14 protein-coding genes and 1 pseudogene are annotated in these 15,465 nt (G+C 64.0%); 5 read left to right on the top strand and 10 right to left on the bottom strand.

Annotation, left to right across the window (positions count from 1 at the left end; all coding sequences use genetic code 11):
• A pseudogene (locus ACOZKU_RS05265) lies at nucleotides 1-637 on the top strand (metalloprotease); the annotation flags it as partial.
• Between the two features lie 182 nt (nucleotides 638-819).
• On the opposite strand, the gene ACOZKU_RS05260 reads toward ACOZKU_RS05265, so the two are convergent.
• The 6 genes from ACOZKU_RS05260 to ACOZKU_RS05235 all read right to left on the bottom strand — a co-directional run bounded on the left by ACOZKU_RS05260 (nucleotide 820) and on the right by ACOZKU_RS05235 (nucleotide 7,469).
• Nucleotides 820-1,680, bottom strand: a complete 861-nt coding sequence (locus ACOZKU_RS05260) for an RNA polymerase factor sigma-32 (RefSeq protein WP_421577971.1) — start codon at nucleotides 1,678-1,680, stop codon at nucleotides 820-822.
• A gap of 250 nt (nucleotides 1,681-1,930) precedes the next feature.
• Entirely contained in the window at nucleotides 1,931-2,500 is a 570-nt protein-coding gene (locus ACOZKU_RS05255; protein ID WP_117371285.1) for a CarD family transcriptional regulator, read from the bottom strand.
• Between the two features lie 368 nt (nucleotides 2,501-2,868).
• Nucleotides 2,869-3,207, bottom strand: a complete 339-nt coding sequence (gene fdxA / locus ACOZKU_RS05250; RefSeq protein ID WP_314089728.1) for a ferredoxin FdxA — start codon at nucleotides 3,205-3,207, stop codon at nucleotides 2,869-2,871.
• Nucleotides 3,208-3,377: 170 nt separating this feature from the next.
• Complete coding sequence (locus ACOZKU_RS05245; RefSeq protein WP_314089730.1) at nucleotides 3,378-3,791, bottom strand: RNA-binding S4 domain-containing protein; 414 nt, start codon at nucleotides 3,789-3,791, stop codon at nucleotides 3,378-3,380.
• A gap of 3 nt (nucleotides 3,792-3,794) precedes the next feature.
• The gene (locus ACOZKU_RS05240) at nucleotides 3,795-6,839 is read right to left on the bottom strand and encodes a helicase-related protein (protein WP_421577970.1); all 3,045 of its coding nucleotides are present in this window, start codon (nucleotides 6,837-6,839) and stop codon (nucleotides 3,795-3,797) included.
• A 141-nt stretch (nucleotides 6,840-6,980) separates the two neighbouring features.
• Entirely contained in the window at nucleotides 6,981-7,469 is a 489-nt protein-coding gene (locus tag ACOZKU_RS05235) for a Rid family hydrolase (protein ID WP_421577969.1), read from the bottom strand.
• 166 nt (nucleotides 7,470-7,635) lie between these two features.
• Between ACOZKU_RS05235 and ACOZKU_RS05230 the strand changes: the two genes are divergently transcribed.
• Nucleotides 7,636-8,313 carry a TetR/AcrR family transcriptional regulator gene (locus ACOZKU_RS05230; RefSeq protein WP_421577968.1) on the top strand — a complete coding sequence of 226 codons (678 nt, stop codon included), beginning with the start codon at nucleotides 7,636-7,638 and terminating at the stop codon, nucleotides 8,311-8,313.
• Nucleotides 8,314-8,318: 5 nt separating this feature from the next.
• Here ACOZKU_RS05230 and thpR read toward each other — a convergent pair whose 3' ends face one another.
• Nucleotides 8,319-8,900, bottom strand: coding sequence for an RNA 2',3'-cyclic phosphodiesterase (gene thpR / locus ACOZKU_RS05225; RefSeq protein ID WP_421577967.1), 582 nt, complete (start codon nucleotides 8,898-8,900; stop codon nucleotides 8,319-8,321).
• 81 nt (nucleotides 8,901-8,981) lie between these two features.
• Nucleotides 8,982-9,626, bottom strand: a complete 645-nt coding sequence (locus ACOZKU_RS05220; RefSeq protein ID WP_421577966.1) for an arylesterase — start codon at nucleotides 9,624-9,626, stop codon at nucleotides 8,982-8,984.
• Between the two features lie 59 nt (nucleotides 9,627-9,685).
• Here ACOZKU_RS05220 and ACOZKU_RS05215 point away from each other — a divergent pair, with 59 nt between their 5' ends.
• The 3 genes from ACOZKU_RS05215 to ACOZKU_RS05205 all read left to right on the top strand — a co-directional run bounded on the left by ACOZKU_RS05215 (nucleotide 9,686) and on the right by ACOZKU_RS05205 (nucleotide 13,877).
• Nucleotides 9,686-10,399, top strand: a complete 714-nt coding sequence (locus ACOZKU_RS05215; RefSeq protein WP_421577965.1) for an ABC transporter ATP-binding protein — start codon at nucleotides 9,686-9,688, stop codon at nucleotides 10,397-10,399.
• Nucleotides 10,396-12,948 (top strand): ABC transporter permease, encoded by a 2,553-nt coding sequence (locus tag ACOZKU_RS05210; protein ID WP_421577964.1) that lies wholly within the window; start codon nucleotides 10,396-10,398, stop codon nucleotides 12,946-12,948. Before ACOZKU_RS05215 ends, ACOZKU_RS05210 begins: the two co-directional genes overlap by 4 nt.
• A gap of 185 nt (nucleotides 12,949-13,133) precedes the next feature.
• Nucleotides 13,134-13,877, top strand: coding sequence for a Bax inhibitor-1/YccA family protein (locus ACOZKU_RS05205; RefSeq protein WP_314089744.1), 744 nt, complete (start codon nucleotides 13,134-13,136; stop codon nucleotides 13,875-13,877).
• Between the two features lie 106 nt (nucleotides 13,878-13,983).
• Here the strand turns inward: ACOZKU_RS05205 and ACOZKU_RS05200 are convergent, their stop codons facing one another.
• A complete protein-coding gene (locus tag ACOZKU_RS05200) occupies nucleotides 13,984-14,358 on the bottom strand; it encodes a DUF2794 domain-containing protein (protein WP_421577963.1) in 375 nt (124 codons plus the stop codon).
• A gap of 412 nt (nucleotides 14,359-14,770) precedes the next feature.
• Complete coding sequence (locus ACOZKU_RS05195; protein WP_421577972.1) at nucleotides 14,771-15,448, bottom strand: DUF1223 domain-containing protein; 678 nt, start codon at nucleotides 15,446-15,448, stop codon at nucleotides 14,771-14,773.
• Nucleotides 15,449-15,465: the final 17 nt, after the last annotated feature.

Genomic DNA, 15,465 nt, shown 5'->3' with positions numbered 1-15,465 from the left:
CGCCGGCATCGACGGCTTGCTCTACGGCGACGCCCCGGAAGAAGGTTACGTACGCGGTCAGACCTTCATGCACGGCAAGCTCGGCATCCGCTTCGACGTGCCCAACGGCTTCCAGATCGACAACAAGGCCGATGCGGTTCTGGCGACCGGCCCGGGTGACGTCGCCATTCGCTTCGACGGCGTGGCCGACAGCCGCGGGCAGGACCTCGTCAACTACATTTCGAGCGGCTGGGTAACCGGCCTGAAGCCGGAAACGATCCGGCCGATCTCGCTCAACGGGCTTGAGGCCGCAACGGCCAAGGCGGCGGCCGACCGCTGGGAATTCGACGTCACGGTCGTGCGCATCGACAAACAGATCTACCGCTTCCTGACGGCCGTGCCGGCCGGCTCGAAGGCGCTGGAGCCGACGGCGGCGATCCTCAAGAGTTCGTTCCGCAAGCTCACGCCGGCGGAAGTCGCCTCGCTGAAGCCGCTACGCGTCCGCGTCGTGACGGCCCGCGCCGGCGACACCGTCGCCACGCTGGCCGGCCGCATGATGGGTACCGAGCGCAAGCTTGACCTCTTCCGTCTCATCAACGCGATGACGGCGACGAGTACGGTACGGCCGGGCGAAAAGTTCAAGATAATCAGCGAATAAGGGACCGCCCATAGGGTGTGCCGTGCCGCGTGCATTCTCGGGTCAAGCCCGAGGATGACGGAGGGTAGGAGCCGGCTCCTACCTCTCTAACGGTACAGATAATGGAAGCGGCGCTTTGGGCAGCAACTCTACCAAGTCATCCTCGGTTTAGCCCGAGGATCCGTTCGCAGCCGTAAAACGCTTCAGGCGTAGGCGAAGTCCGTCGTCTTGCTGACCAGCACGGCCTTCAGCTTTTCCAGAGCCCGGTTTTCGATCTGGCGCACGCGCTCCTTGGAAATTCCAAGCACCGTGCCCAGCTCCTCCAGCGTCGCGCCGTTTTCCGCAAGCCGTCGGGCGCGAATGATCTTCATTTCGCGCTCGTTGAGCTGGCCAAGAGCGGCATACAGCCAGTGATGGCGACGCTCGCCGTCGATGCTGTCCTGCGCCTGTTCGTCGGGAAGCGGTGCGTCGCTGGTCAGGAATTCCATGCGGCTCGACCCCTCGCCGTCGCCGGCGGAAACAGGGGCTTGCAGGGAGATGTCCGAGGAGGAGAGACGAGCGTCCATGGTGCGCACGTCGGCGGTGCTAACACCGATCGCCGCGGCGATCTCCTGATGCATCGCCTCGCTGGTGAGATAGCTGTCGCCGCGGGCGAGGCGGGCGCGGAGCCTGCGGAGATTGAAGAAGAGGGCTTTCTGCGCCGAACTGGTGCCGCCGCGGACGATCGACCAGTTGCGCAGCACGTAATCCTGAATGGAGGCGCGGATCCACCAGCTGGCATAGGTGGAGAAGCGGACCTGCCGCTCCGGCTCGAAGCGGGCGGCGGCCTCCAGGAGGCCGATATAGCCTTCCTGTACGAGATCGCCGAGAGGTAAGCCGAAGTTGCGGAACTTGCCGGCCATCGAGACCACAAGGCGCATATGGGCCATGGCGATACGGTTGCGGGCTTCCTGGTCCTTGTTGTCTTTCCAGGCCTGCGCCAGGGCCTGCTCCTCGTCACGCGCCAGATAGGGCGCGGACATGGCAAGCTTGATCATGCGGCGGTCTGCGGTCGTCGTAGCCATGGCACTCTCCACGTAAGCCGAACCGGCTCAGGGAGGCGCGCGCCCACCCTGTCGCCCTTGAGAGAAGACGTTTCAGGAAGGGTGGCGAATGCCCAAACGGGTTTCGGGCAAAATTCGTGGCGGCACCGGGGTGCCGACCCCTTTCGCAAGCGGTCGTTCTCGGCATCACAACGGGCAAGAGGCAAAAAAGTTCCAATAAAAAACCCGGCTGTCGCCAGCCGGGCTTTAAAAGTTTAGACAGCGCCCTAGATCAGGCCGCTTCGTCCTGGCTATCATCTTCCTCGATGGCCTTGCCGCGCTTGGGACCCTTTGCAAGGTTCGTCTCGACGAGGCGGACAGCTTCAGTTTCCGACATCTTGTTCACGGCGGCGATTTCGCGGGCCATGCGGTCGAGGGCGGCTTCATAAAGCTGGCGCTCGGAATAGGACTGTTCCGGCTGGTTTTCAGCGCGGTAAAGGTCACGGACCACTTCGGCGATCGAGATCAGGTCACCGGAATTGATCTTGGCATCGTATTCCTGCGCGCGGCGCGACCACATGGTGCGCTTCACGCGGGCCTTGCCCTGGACAACCTTCAGCGCACGCTCGACGAAATCGGTCTCCGACAGTTTGCGCATGCCGATGGAAACGGCCTTAGCAACCGGCACCTTGAGGCGCATCTTGTCCTTTTCGAAATCGATGACAAAAAGCTCGAGCTTCATGCCGGCGACTTCCTGCTCTTCGATGGCGACGATCTGGCCAACGCCGTGAGCGGGATAGACGATCGACTCGCCGGTCTTGAAGCCATGGCGCGTGGAGGATTTCTTCTGCTGGGTCGTCATTCTGTTCAAATACTCCCTGTTACGCTCCCGGCGGGGCCGGGTGGGTCTGGGGACCCGGGAAAGACGGGGGGCACCGTTGCGGTGTCACCACTCTGGTCCACCCTCCATGCGCAAAAAGGTCCCCGGCGACGCGATCACATTTGAGCAACCGGAGTTGCCTATGGGAGGTGAGCGTCGTTGAGGGATCGTTTGCTTTCGTGGTGGTGTTCGGGCACGCAAAATGCCGCGAATTGGATCAGTATCCGGACCCTACCACAAAAAAGTGCCGAAATCAATAATTTGCTTCGCATGGGTCATCAAGCCTGTCCCATCGCCTTTTGGCGCGGACATGCTTTTTTCCCCAGATCGCTTGTCGCCGGTGGCGAGGCTCAGTCGCCCTTGCCGGGATTCGGCGAGAAGAACTGCTCGTACTTGTTCTCGACGCCGTCCATTTCCTTGGCCTCGGGCATGGCGTCCCGCTTGACCGTGATGTTGGGCCAGATCGCGGCGAATTCCGTGTTGACCTTCAGCCACTTGTCGAGGCCCGGCTCGGTATCCGGCTTGATCGCCTCGGCGGGACATTCCGGTTCGCAGACGCCGCAATCGATGCATTCGTCGGGGTGGATGACGAGGAAATTCTCGCCCTCGTAGAAACAGTCGACGGGGCACACTTCCACGCAGTCCATGTACTTGCAGCGGATGCAGTTGTCGGTCACGACATATGTCATGAGGAACTCCAGAAACGTCACGAAGCGGGCGGCAGCTCGCGGTCACCCTGATGGGGATCGGGGCGAAAAACCTCACCCGCGCAATGCTATCCGGTGGTGGAGGTAAAGGCTTTGCAGGCGCTTGGCAAGCGCAATAGATGCGCCTTTATGCGCCTCGGAGGTATAGAATTCTAATCCTCGTCGTCGCCGGGGCCACCGTGCAGCCGGTCGATCTCGCGGCGCTCGCGTTTCGTCGGGCGCCCGGCACCGCGCTCGCGTGTCGCCTGCGCGAAAAGAGTGCGCTCCTCGCGCGGTGGCCGTGGCGGCGTCATGTCGTGATAGAGCAGGCGGGCTTCCTCGTAGGGGCCGCGGCGTTCGCCCGGCAAAAGCACCTTCACCACCATGTCGTGGCGGTCGAGCGACAGCACGATCACATCGCCCGGCCGCACCATATGCGAGGGCTGGCGGATCGCGAGATCGTTGACCCTGACATCGCCCGCCTCGACGGATTTCGCCGCAAGCGAGCGGGATTTGCGCAGGCGCGCGAAGAACAGCCACTTGTCGATGCGCTGGCGCGCGGCGGGCTGTTCTTCGTGTCGCGTCATGCCTTACTTCTTCAGCTGCTCCTTGAGCGCTGCGAGCTTTGCGAAGGGTGAATCCGGATCGATCGGCTTTTCCTTGCGGGGCGGCCGGGCCTCGAATTTCGCCTGCTGGGGCTTGGCCGAACGGTCGTTGCGATCACCGCGGTCCGGGCGGTTGCCGCCCTGCGGCTTTCCGTCGCGGCCACCCTTGCCCTGATCCGGACGGCCACCACGACCGCCGTCACGGCGTTCGCCGCGCTCGCCCCGTTCACCGGCCTGCTGGCCACGGTTGCGGTCGCCGCCGCGGCGTTCGCCCCGATCCTGACGCTCGCCCTGGCGTTCGCCGCCCTGGTGACGCTCGCGGCCATGACGATGACCGCCCTGGCGCTGGTTGTCGTGACGCGAGCCCGGACGCCAGAGCAGCACGGGCTTGGCTTCGACCACCTCACCTTCAACGGCGGCTTCCGCCGCTGCCGGCGCTTCCGCAGTTTCAGCGGCAGGCGCTTCGGCGGTTGCGGCCGGGGCTTCGCTTTCGTCCGATGCATCGGCATCGTGTTCGTCGGATGTTTCCGAAGCGGCTTCCGCCGGGGTCTCCGTGGCCGCTGCGGCGGGAGCCTGAGCGGCGAGGAAGGCCGCGGCCTCCTCCGGCTTCACGCTGTCGGCGCGGTAGCCGAGACCCTTGAGGATCTCTTCCATGTCGTCGGGCGTCGCGCCGAGGATGGAGAGCATGGCGGTCGTCGCGGTGAAGCGGCGGCCGTCATAGGCGCCATCCGGACGCGGCGTGCCGGGCTTCCACTGGAGAAGCGGACGAATGAGGTCTGCGAGGCGCTCGAGAATATCGATGCGCACGGCGCGCTTGCCGAGGAAGCGGAAGCCGGCGAGCTTGTAGAAGGCGCGCTCGAAGTTCGGATCCGTGACGACGGAGGTGCGGCCGGCGGCGAGCACCGGGATAAGATCGCCGTAGCCCGGCTTGTCGAGGCCATCGTTCTTTAGCGCCCAGAGCAGCGTGATGAGTTCGGCAGGCGCAGGCTTCAAAAGTGCCGGCATGAAGATGTGGTAGGCGCCGAAGCGGATGCCGTGCTTGCGCATGGAGGCGCGGGCATCCTGGTCGAGCGTCTTGACGTCATCGGCGACGTCGCGGCGGAACAGCACGCCGAGGTTCTCGACGAGCTGGAAGGCCAGCCCCTTGGCGAGGCCCTGCAGGTCTTCGGCGCGCGAGAGATCGTCGAGCGGCTTCAGCACGGTCGCGATGTGATGGTTCACGAAACGCTCGATGCGGGCGGCGACATGGTCGCGCGCATTGCCGGTCAGCTGCTCGTCGGAGAGCAGGATGACGCGCGGACGCATGATATGATCGGAAGCGGCGAGACGGGCGACGGGATCGCCGAGCCAGCGCACGGTGCCGTCGGAGCCCAGCGCGAGATCGGCATTGCCGGCGGCATGCAGGCGCGCAGCGCGGGCTTCGAACTCCAGCGCGAGCGCCTTCTGCGCGGCAGCCTGTACGGCCTTCGCGTCGGGTCCTTCCGTTCCGGCGACGAGCGTGAACCGGAAACCGGCCAACTGCCCGACATGATGTCCTTCCACGAAGACATCGCCATTCACACTGATTTCAGCTTCCAACATTGCATTCTCTCTCAGGCGCTTCATGAGCACAGATGTCCTGCGATCAACAAAGCGTTTCGTCAACCGTTCATGTAACGCATCGGACAATCGGTCTTCGATTTCCCGCGTCTTTTCCTGCCAGTGTGTCGGATCGGCAAGCCAACCGGGCCGATTCGACACATAGGTCCAGGTCCTTATCTGCGCGATTCGCGCCGAAAGCGTGTCGATTTCGCCATCGGTGCGATCCGCGCGGCGGACCTGTTCCGCCATAAAATCCTCGTTAACCGTGCCACGCTTTACGAGATCCGCATAGAGCGTCGAAATGAGATCGGCGTGCTGGGCGGGCGTGATACGGCGGTAGTCGGGAAGCGCGCAGGCCTCCCAGAGTTTTTGCACACGCTCCGGTGTCGTCGCAAGGTCGCGGACGTCGGGATAGCGCGAAAGATGGTCCAGCGCCTGCTGGTCGACGGCCGGCAGCGCCCGCGTCAGGCCGGCGATCGGCGGGGCGGCCTCGAGCGACAGGCGCAGCGATTGCAGCGAGGAATAGTCGAAGCGGGTCGTGCGCCATTGCAGCACCTTCACCGGATCGAACTGGTGCGTCTCGATGCGCTTGACCAGTTCGTCGTCGAAAGGATCGACGCGGCCCGTCACGCCAAACGTGCCGTCGCGCAGGTGCCGGCCGGCACGGCCGGCGATCTGGGCGAGTTCGGCGGGGTTCAGGTTGCGGAACTGGTAGCCGTCGAATTTGCGGTCCTGCGCAAAGGCGACATGGTCGACGTCGAGGTTGAGGCCCATGCCGATGGCATCGGTGGCGACGAGATATTCGACGTCGCCCTCCTGATAGAGCGCGACCTGCGCGTTGCGGGTGCGCGGGCTGAGCGCGCCCAGCACCACCGCGGCCCCGCCGCGCTGGCGGCGGATGAGCTCGGCGATAGCATAGACTTCGTCGGCGGAAAACGCGACGATGGCGGTGCGCTGCGGCAGGCGGGTGATCTTCTTCGAGCCGGCATAAAACAGCTGGGAGAGGCGCGGGCGCTCGATGACATGGATGCCGGGCAGCATCTGTTCGAGGATCGGCTTCATCGTGCCGGCACCGAGCAGCAGCGTCTCGTCGCGGCCTCGCAGATGCAGCACCCGGTCGGTGAAGATATGGCCGCGCTCGAGATCGCCGGCAAGCTGTACCTCGTCGATGGCGACGAAGGAGGCGCGCGTCTCGCGCGGCATGGCCTCCACCGTGCAGACCGAGAAGCGCGCCATATGCGGCGTGATCTTCTCCTCGCCGGTGATGAGCGCCACATTGTGCTGCCCGACCTTGTCGACAAGCCGCGTGTAGACCTCGCGCGCGAGAAGGCGCAGAGGCAGGCCGATAATGCCCGTCTCATGTGCCACCATGCGCTCGATTGCGTAGTGGGTCTTGCCCGTATTGGTCGGGCCGAGCACCGCGGTGACCCCGCGGCCGCTCAAGATCATGGGTGCTTGCGACAAGTCACGCCCCGGCTGTTTCAACGCTTGCCGAACACATCCGGCAGGCAACAGATGCCCATCGGGACGGGGAATGGCAAGGGGGGAGGTGAAAGTCGATGTTTTTCCCGGCCCCTTGCCGATGCCGCCCTATTGCAGAACCACGACGGCCTCGACCTCGAAGAGCATCGGATCGATAGCAAGCTTCGGCACGGGAACGAGCGTCTGTGCCGGCAGTTTGTCGCCGAACATCTGCGTGACGTTGCGGGTCAGCACATCGAGCTTGGACATGTCGTGATCGACCACGAAGACCGTGAGTTTTGCCACCTGATCGGGCTTTGCGCCGAGTGCATCGAGTGCTGCGCCCAGATTGGCATAGGCCTGCTTCACCTGGACTGCGAAATCCGGCGACAGCCCGCCCGTAGCATCCTGGCCGCCCTGCCCGGAAATATAGGCCATCCGCGCGCCGGCAGGCACGATGACGGCGGTGCTGTAGCCGTTCGGCGTGGGATCGTAGAGGGTCTTCGGATTGACGATGATCAGCTCGGGGCCGCTCTCGCCGGCTTGAGCCGGGGTGGGTGGGTTTGCGGTCATGACGATCAGTCCTCCTAGAAGCAGATAGTTGAAAGCGCGTTGCATGGTTTCCTCGGCTAGTCGGCCGGCGGTTGAATGTCGGGCCGAGACTCGTATGATTGACTCGTACAGTGTACGATTCCAATTACACCGTACAGCGTACGAGTCAATTGAAGATTCGACTTTCATCCCATCGCGGCTTACATCGGCGGGCAGGTCAGCAGGAAAACCGATGGCAGAAAAACCGAGCAAACGGCCCCGGCGAGCACAAACGCCGCCCTCCTCCTCAGGTACCGAACAGGGCCTGTCGCTGGAGCGCATCGTGGCAACTGCAGTGGCGGTGCTCGATGCCGACGGGCTCGACGGATTGAAGATGCGCCAACTGGCCGACCGGCTCGGCGCCGGCGCCATGAGTCTCTACTGGCACGTCTCGAACAAGGAGGAGGTACTCGATCTGGCGCTCGATTCGGTGTTCGCCTATCGCGGGCCGCCGCCGGATACCGATCGTCAGGACTGGCGCGAAGATATCGTGCATATGGTCGAGGACTGGCGCGCCAGCATGCTGCGCCATCCCTGGTCCGCATCGCTTTTGCCACGCCGGGCGCTCGGCCCGAACATCCTGGTTCGGCTGGAACATCTGGGCCAAAGCCTGTCGAAAGCCGGCGTTGCGGACAGGGACCTGAATGCGGCAATCTGGTCGCTCTGGAACTACGCGCTCGGCGCGACCGCCACGCGGGCGAGCTTCGCGCGGTCGGCCGACGACAGGTCGGCCGCACAGCAGCGTTTGACGGATTCAAGCGAGCGCTATCCGACGATCGAACGCTCCCGCCTGCTTCTGGACGACGATTGGGACGGCACGTTCCGCAAGGGTCTCGACTTTCTGCTCGACGGCCTCACGCCGGGGCGATGAAAATGTCAGGCCGGATGGTCGTGCAATTCCGCACCGTCCCAGCTGGCGCCCGATTCGTAGAGCGGGAAAACTTCCTCGGTGACGTAAGGCCCGCCCCCGACCGATTCCTTCGAGGACATCAGCACGAAGCGGTTCACGGTGAAGGGGGCGGTGTGGAAATTGCCGCGACCGGTGAGGTAGTGGGCGACGTCCTCGGTGCGGACGTTGCGCAGGCGGGCGAGCGTTACATGGGGGGTGAATTTGCGCGGATCGGCCGGCAGGCCGAGGCGTTGGCAGATGCGCTCGATTTCCGCCTGGAGGGCGTACATGTCCGGCGCCGGCGTGACGCCGGCATAGATGGAATGCGGCTTCTTGGAGCCGAAGGAGCCCATGCCCTGGAGCCTGAGCTGGAATTCGGGGCGCTCGATGCGGTCGAGCTTGTCGACCACCTCGTCGGCGGTGCGTCCATCGATATCGCCGATGAAGCGCAGCGTGATGTGGAAATTCTCGACGTCGATCCAGCGGGCTCCGGGAAGACCGCCCCTCAGAAGGGAGAGGCTCATCGCCGCGTTGCGCGGCACTTCGAGGGCAACGAAAAGTCTCGGCATGGCGACTTCTCCCGTCTGGAATGACCATTAGCGAATCATGCGGCGCCTTTTTAGGCAACCCTTATTTCGCACCCGCAAAAACTATTCCCCGGCCAATACGGATTTCAGAAAGGCCTCCACGGTCGGCAGGATCTTCTCGACCATCATGTCGACGCCGGCCGGATTGGGGTGCATGCCGTCGTCGATCTGCAGGTCAGCCTGGGCGGCGACGCCATCCAGAAAGAACGGATAGAGCGCAACGCCGTGCTTTTCGGCCATGCGCTGATAGATGCCGTTGAAGCGCTTTTCGTAGTCCGCACCCATATTGGGCGGCGCGAGCATGCCGGCGAGCAGCACGGCGATGCCGCGCTCCTTCAGCCGCGTCAGCATGGCGTCGATGTTCTTCTCCGTCTCCTCGGGCGCGATGCCGCGCAGCGCATCGTTCGCGCCGAGTTCGAGGATGACCCCTTTGGTGCCATCCGGCACCGACCAGTCGAGCCGAGCAAGGCCGGCGGAGCTGGTATCGCCGGAGACGCCGGCATTGGCGATCTCGACGTCATAGCCCTTGGCTTTCAGCGCGGCCTCAAGCTTTACCGGAAAGGCATCAGAGGCGGGCAGCTGATAGCCGGCCATCAGGCTGTCGCCGAAGCCGACGAGCTTGATCGGCTCGGCAAAGGCCGCGCCTGCGGATAACAAAGCTGTGATTGCAAGTGAGGCGAAAAAGCCGAGCGCCGCTTTAAACGACATGATGCTGATCCTAGATTGCCGGTATTCCAGTTTATCCCTCCCATATAGGGCAGAATTCCTTGGCCAAAACCATCATCGACCTGAAAAAAGCCGATCTCACCCTCGGACAGGCCGCCGCCTCCGTGCATGTGCTGAAAGAGATCGACCTTGTCATCGATGCGGGCGAATCGGTCGGCATCGTCGGGCCCTCGGGTTCCGGCAAGTCGACGCTGCTGATGGTGCTGGCCGGCCTGGAGCGGCTGGACAGCGGCGAAATCCACATCGACGGTGCGGGCCTGCATGGCATGAGCGAGGACCAGGTGGCGGATTTCCGCGGCCGCAATATCGGCATCGTCTTCCAGTCCTTCCATCTCATTCCCAACATGACGGCGCTGGAAAACGTCGCCGTGCCGCTGGAACTCGCCAATGTGCGCGATGCCTTCGACATCGCCCGGCGCGAGCTGACGGCCGTCGGGCTCGGCGAGCGCCTGTCGCATTATCCCGGCCAGCTCTCAGGCGGCGAGCAGCAGCGCGTGGCGATTGCCCGCGCGCTGGCGCCCGCGCCAAAACTGCTGATCGCCGACGAGCCAACCGGCAATCTCGACACCGAGACCGGCCGGCAGATCGCCGACCTGCTCTTTGCCAAACAGGCCGAGCGCGGCACGACGCTGGTGCTGGTGACGCATGATCCCTCGCTTGCCGCGCGCTGCGGTCGGCAGGTCGCCATGCGCTCCGGCGAGATCGTTTCCGGTGCGGCTCCCGTACGCGTCACGGCACAGGCAGTGCCGGCATGAGGATCGGCGGGATCCTGCGGCAGTTTCCGCTGGCCTTTCGCCTGGCGCTGCGCGAGATGCGCGGCGGGCTGAAGGGCTTTTACATTTTCCTCGCCTGCATCGCGCTCGGCACGGCGGCGATCGCCGGGGTCAATTCGGTCTCGAGCGCCATCACCCAGGCGATCGCCTCGCAGGGCCAGTCGCTGCTGGCGGGCGATGTGCGCTTCGAATTCAACAACCGCTTTGCAACGCCCGAGGAACTGAAACATTTCCAGTCGCTGGGCGATGTCTCACTGTCCTCCGGCCTGCGCTCCATGGCGCGCCTGCCGGACGGATCCGACCAGACGCTGGTCGAGGCCAAGGGCGTCGATGGCGCCTATCCGCTCTACGGCACGCTGGAGACGGAACCGCAACGGCCCATCGCCGAGCTCTTCGCCAAACAGGGTGACGCCTATGGCGCGGTCGTAGCACCCCTGCTGCTCGACCGGCTCGGCGTCGCCATCGGCGACGAGGTGCTGCTCGGCACGGCGAAGCTGAAGATCACCGCGACGTTGCTGCGCGAGCCCGATTCCGTTTCGGAAGGGTTTGGCTTCGCGCCGCGCCTCATGCTCTCCGAAGACGCGCTGACGGCGAGCGGCCTGGTGCAGACCGGCAGTCTCGTCGAAAACGCCTATCGCGTGCGGCTTGCCGACCAGGGCATCTCGCTCTCCAAGGTTCGCGCCGATGCGAACAAGGCGTTTCCGAAGGCCGGCTGGTCGATCCGGACCTCGAACAGCGCCGCCCCCTCGCTAACGGCCAACATCACCCGCTTCTCACAGTTCCTGACGCTGGTCGGTCTCACCGCGCTGATCGTCGGCGGCGTCGGCGTGGCCAATGCCGTGCGCGCCTATCTCGATTCCAAGCGTTCGGTCATCGCCACCTTCAAGTGCCTGGGTGCACCGGCCTCGCTGGTGGCGCTGATCTATCTCACGCAGATCGCGCTGATCGCCGCCGCCGGCATCGCCATCGGCCTCGTCGCCGGCGCGCTGATGCCGATGGTGGCGATGCGTTTCCTCGACGGCGTGCTGCCGGTGCCGGCGGAAACCACGGTCTACCCCTCGGCCTTGCTGCTCGCGGCCGTCTTCGGCCTGTTGACAGCGCTCGCCTTCGCCATCCTGCCGCTTGGCCATGCCCGTGAAGTGCCGGCAACCGCGCTGTTCCGCGAGCAGGGTTTTCAGAAGAGCCGCCTGCCGAGCTGGCCCTATCTGCTCGGCGCGGCATTGTTTCTCGCAGCCCTTGCCGGCCTTGCCATCCTCACTGCCTATGACCGCTATATCGCCATGGTCTTCCTCGGCGCGATCGCCATCGCCTTCGTCGTGCTGCGCGTCGTCGCCATGCTGATCACGATGCTGGCCAGGCGCAGCCCGCGCGTCAATTCGCCGTCGCTGCGGCTTGCCATCGGCAATATCCACCGGCCTGGCGCGCTTACCGCCTCGGTCGTGCTATCGCTCGGCCTCGGCCTTGCGCTGCTCGTCACGCTGACGCTGATCGACGGGAACCTGCGCCGCGAGCTCACCGGCAACCTGCCGGAACGGGCGCCGAACTTCTTCTTTGTCGATATCCAGGTCAGCGAGCTCGACGGGTTCCGCAACGTGCTGAAAAGCAACATGCCCGACGGCAAGATCATCGAGGTTCCGATGCTGCGCGGCCGCGTGATGGAGCTGAACGGCGTCGATGTCGCCAAGGTCAAGGTTCCCCAGGGCGGGCAATGGGTGCTGCGCGGCGATCGCGGCATCACCTATGCCAAGCGCGTGCCGGAAAACTCGACGCTCGCCGAGGGTGAATGGTGGCCGGAGGACTATGCCGGTGAACCGCTCGTCTCCTTCGCCGCCGAAGAGGGCAAGGAACTCGGCCTGAAGATCGGCGACACCGTGACCGTCAACGTGCTCGGCCGCAACATCACGGCGCGCATCGCCAATTTCCGCACCGTCGAGTGGGAATCCCTGTCGATCAACTTCGTCATGGTCTTCTCGCCCAACACTTTCGCCGGCGCGCCGCATGCCTGGCTCGCCACGATGATCGACCCAAAGGCGAGCGCCGAGCAGGAGGCCGCGACGCTGAAAGCCGTCACCAACGCCTTCCCGACGATCACCACCGTACGCGTCAAGGACGCGCTCGACGTGGTCAACGAACTGGTCGGGCAGCTTGCGACCGCCATTCGCGCAGCCGCGGCGGTGGCGCTCATCGCCTCCGTGCTGGTGCTGGCCGGCGCGCTTGCGGCGGGCAACCGGGCGCGCGTGCACGATGCCGTCGTGCTCAAAACACTGGGCGCGACGCGGGCCACGCTGATCCGGGCCTTCAGCTACGAATATCTGATGCTCGGGCTGGCGACCGCCGTCTTCGCGCTTCTGGCCGGCGGCGTGGCGGCCTGGTTCGTGGTGAGCACGATCATGAAGCTACCGTCGAGCTTCCTGCCGGATGTCGCCGTGATGACGGTGGTGACGGCGCTCGTCATGACCGTCGGCATCGGCCTTGCCGGCACCTGGCGCATTCTGGGACAAAAGGCGGCGCCGGTGCTGCGCGAACTCTAGAATCATAGCCCTGCGGCCGCCCGTCAGGGTCGCGGGTCTTGTGCGAGACACAATTCATGCGCATATTTACGTCAGGCAAGCTGGAGCCCCCAGCGGTTGCCTGGATCCCGTAGATATTCCGGCAACGGAGCGAATAAGCGGGAGCCCGACACCGTAAACACCAGGGGCTTTGACAAGAGGAAAACATGGCTGATCTCCGCAACTACCAGACCCGAACGGCAACGGCCGGCGCTCAGGCCGGCGCCGTCATTGACCAGGGCCTGCGCACCTACATGCTCCGGGTTTACAACCTGATGGCCTTCGGTCTCGCGATCACCGGTCTCGTGGCCTATTTCGCCTCGCAGGCCGCGATCTCCGATGGCCAGTTGACTGCGTTCGGCCAGGCGATCTATCTCAGCCCGCTGAAGTGGGTCGTCATGCTCGCCCCGCTCGCGCTGGTCTTCTTCCTGAGCTTCCGCATCCATACGATGAGCGTCGGCACCGCGCAGGCGACCTTCTGGGTCTATGCCGGCCTGATGGGCCTGTCGCTGTCGTCGATCTTCCTGATCTACACCGGCGCCAGCATCGCACAGACCTTCTTCGTCTCGGCCGCCGCCTTCGGCGCGCTGTCGCTGTTCGGCTACACGACGAAGCGGGACCTGTCCGCGATGGGCTCGTTCCTGGTGATGGGCCTGTTCGGCCTGATCATCGCCTCGCTCGTCAACCTGTTCCTGCAGTCCTCGGCGCTCGATTTCGCGATCTCCGCGATCGGTGTGCTGGTCTTCGCCGGCCTGACGGCCTGGGATACCCAGAAGATCAAGGAAATGTATTTCGAAGCAGACGATGCCGCCGTGGCGGGCCGCAAGGCCATCATGGGTGCGCTGACGCTCTATCTCGACTTCATCAACCTCTTCCTCTTCCTGCTGCGTTTCCTCGGAAACCGCGACTAATTCGGGAAGCCGAAGGGCTGAATGCGAAACCCCGCCTGAAAAGGCGGGGTTTTTTGTTTGCGATAGGATATGACAGCGCTCAGGTCAGAATGTCCGTGAGCGGGTTTTACCTCTCGACGAGGCGCAGCACCTTGTCGAAGACCTTCAGCACCTGCTTCAGCTCGTGGCCACGCTTCAGGATCGTGCCGTGCTGGTTGATGACGCTGTAGGCGCCCTGCTTGGCGGCGAGCTTGGGATCTTTCTCGATGCGGTAGAGCGGCATTTCGCCGGAGCGCTTGAAAACGGAGAACACCGCCTTGTCGCGCATATGGTCGATGGCGTAGTCGCGCCATTCGCCCTCGCCGACCATGCGGCCATAGACCCAGAGGATCGCATCGAGCTCGCGTCGATGGAAGGTTACGGGCAGCGGGTCCTTGCTGCTCCTGTAGTCCCTGAGGTCGACCACAACATCGGAAGCCTGCAAATCCGGCTGATCAGTCATCGAATCTCCGCACCTTTTCTGTGACGGCACGGTGACAGTGTGCCTGACCGGAGATGAAATGCAAGGCTGAGCGGCAAGACGGGACAGCAGATTTGCGATTTCGCAAAAATCCGCCCTGCCGCATTTCAGACAAACAGACGCCCAAATTTAAAGAGAGAGTTCGCCAGTCGCCGCCTGTCCCGGCCATCCGCTTCCCGCGGAAACCCGGCCGAACCGGCAAGCGTCTGTCGAGGTTGCCTTGTATTCCGTTGCCGGCAGCTTCGTCCCGGTCCGGTCCGTCTCCTTCGAACCCTCAAGCCCCAGCCCCTCGAAGTAGCCGGACCGGACCTCCCTCAAATTATCTCTTTGAATTTAGTGCATCTTATCTGCGAACAGGCGATTCCACCTGATCGCAGGAGGCTCTAAGGGGGCGTTATCGGGTCGCCTTTTCCCCGGTCAGCACCGTTGCGCCCAGAATGGCGCCGGGCGTATCGGCCGTCTTCATGCGCTGCAACAGAATGGCGCAGCCGCCGGCTTTCTTTTTCTTCTTCAGCATATCGGCGGGAAGCACGAGGTTCGTCTCCTTGCCCTCCCACATGCCGATCGTCTCCATGTCGGTGACGGCGTGCCAGTAGTTGATCGTCTTGCCGCGGTTTTCGCCGGTGTCGATGTTGATCGTGCGCTCGCGCTCGAAATAGGCGATCAGGATATTGGCCTTGCCCTCGCCCGCACCCACCCGGATGCGCAGCTCGTCGTTCTTCACCGCGACATCGACGGGCACGTCCAGCCCCTTGCCCTCGGCGGGCATCGTTTCCATGCGGTTGCGGATGCCGGCAATATCGGCGCCGTTGATGTGCTCGCGGCCGTTCAGCACGGCCTGGGGCGTATAAACGCCGTTGCGGCCGAACATGCGGGCATAGGCATATTGCCGGTCGGTATTGTCCTTGGAGGCGAGCGTGTCCGCCCAGCCGAGATAATTCCAGTAGTCCACATGGTAGGAGAGCGCCACGACCTTGCCTTCGCGGGCAAGCTGCTCCAGCGCCTTGTCGGCCGGCGGGCAGGACGAACAGCCCTGGCTGGTGAAGAGCTCGACGACGCCCTTGGGCTTGATGGCTTCCTCGGCGGCGG

Source organism: Shinella sp. M31, from assembly GCF_049199205.1.
Lineage (GTDB): Bacteria > Pseudomonadota > Alphaproteobacteria > Rhizobiales > Rhizobiaceae > Shinella.
This window is presented reverse-complemented; position numbering and strand designations above follow the sequence as displayed.

Excerpts from the sequence above, each read along its gene's own strand:
- ACOZKU_RS05210 (WP_421577964.1), top strand. The coding sequence starts at position 10,396 with ATGAGGATCGGCGGGATCCTGCGGCAGTTTCCGCTGGCCTTTCGCCTG.
- ACOZKU_RS05235 (WP_421577969.1), bottom strand. The coding sequence starts at position 7,469 with ATGCAACGCGCTTTCAACTATCTGCTTCTAGGAGGACTGATCGTCATG.
- ACOZKU_RS05240 (WP_421577970.1), bottom strand. The coding sequence starts at position 6,839 with ATGATCTTGAGCGGCCGCGGGGTCACCGCGGTGCTCGGCCCGACCAAT.
- ACOZKU_RS05260 (WP_421577971.1), bottom strand. The coding sequence starts at position 1,680 with ATGGCTACGACGACCGCAGACCGCCGCATGATCAAGCTTGCCATGTCC.
- thpR (WP_421577967.1), bottom strand. The coding sequence starts at position 8,900 with ATGCCGAGACTTTTCGTTGCCCTCGAAGTGCCGCGCAACGCGGCGATG.
- ACOZKU_RS05255 (WP_117371285.1), bottom strand. The coding sequence starts at position 2,500 with ATGACGACCCAGCAGAAGAAATCCTCCACGCGCCATGGCTTCAAGACC.
- fdxA (WP_314089728.1), bottom strand. The coding sequence starts at position 3,207 with ATGACATATGTCGTGACCGACAACTGCATCCGCTGCAAGTACATGGAC.
- ACOZKU_RS05200 (WP_421577963.1), bottom strand. The coding sequence starts at position 14,358 with ATGACTGATCAGCCGGATTTGCAGGCTTCCGATGTTGTGGTCGACCTC.
- ACOZKU_RS05205 (WP_314089744.1), top strand. The coding sequence starts at position 13,134 with ATGGCTGATCTCCGCAACTACCAGACCCGAACGGCAACGGCCGGCGCT.
- ACOZKU_RS05245 (WP_314089730.1), bottom strand. The coding sequence starts at position 3,791 with ATGACGCGACACGAAGAACAGCCCGCCGCGCGCCAGCGCATCGACAAG.
- ACOZKU_RS05220 (WP_421577966.1), bottom strand. The coding sequence starts at position 9,626 with ATGTCGTTTAAAGCGGCGCTCGGCTTTTTCGCCTCACTTGCAATCACA.
- ACOZKU_RS05230 (WP_421577968.1), top strand. The coding sequence starts at position 7,636 with ATGGCAGAAAAACCGAGCAAACGGCCCCGGCGAGCACAAACGCCGCCC.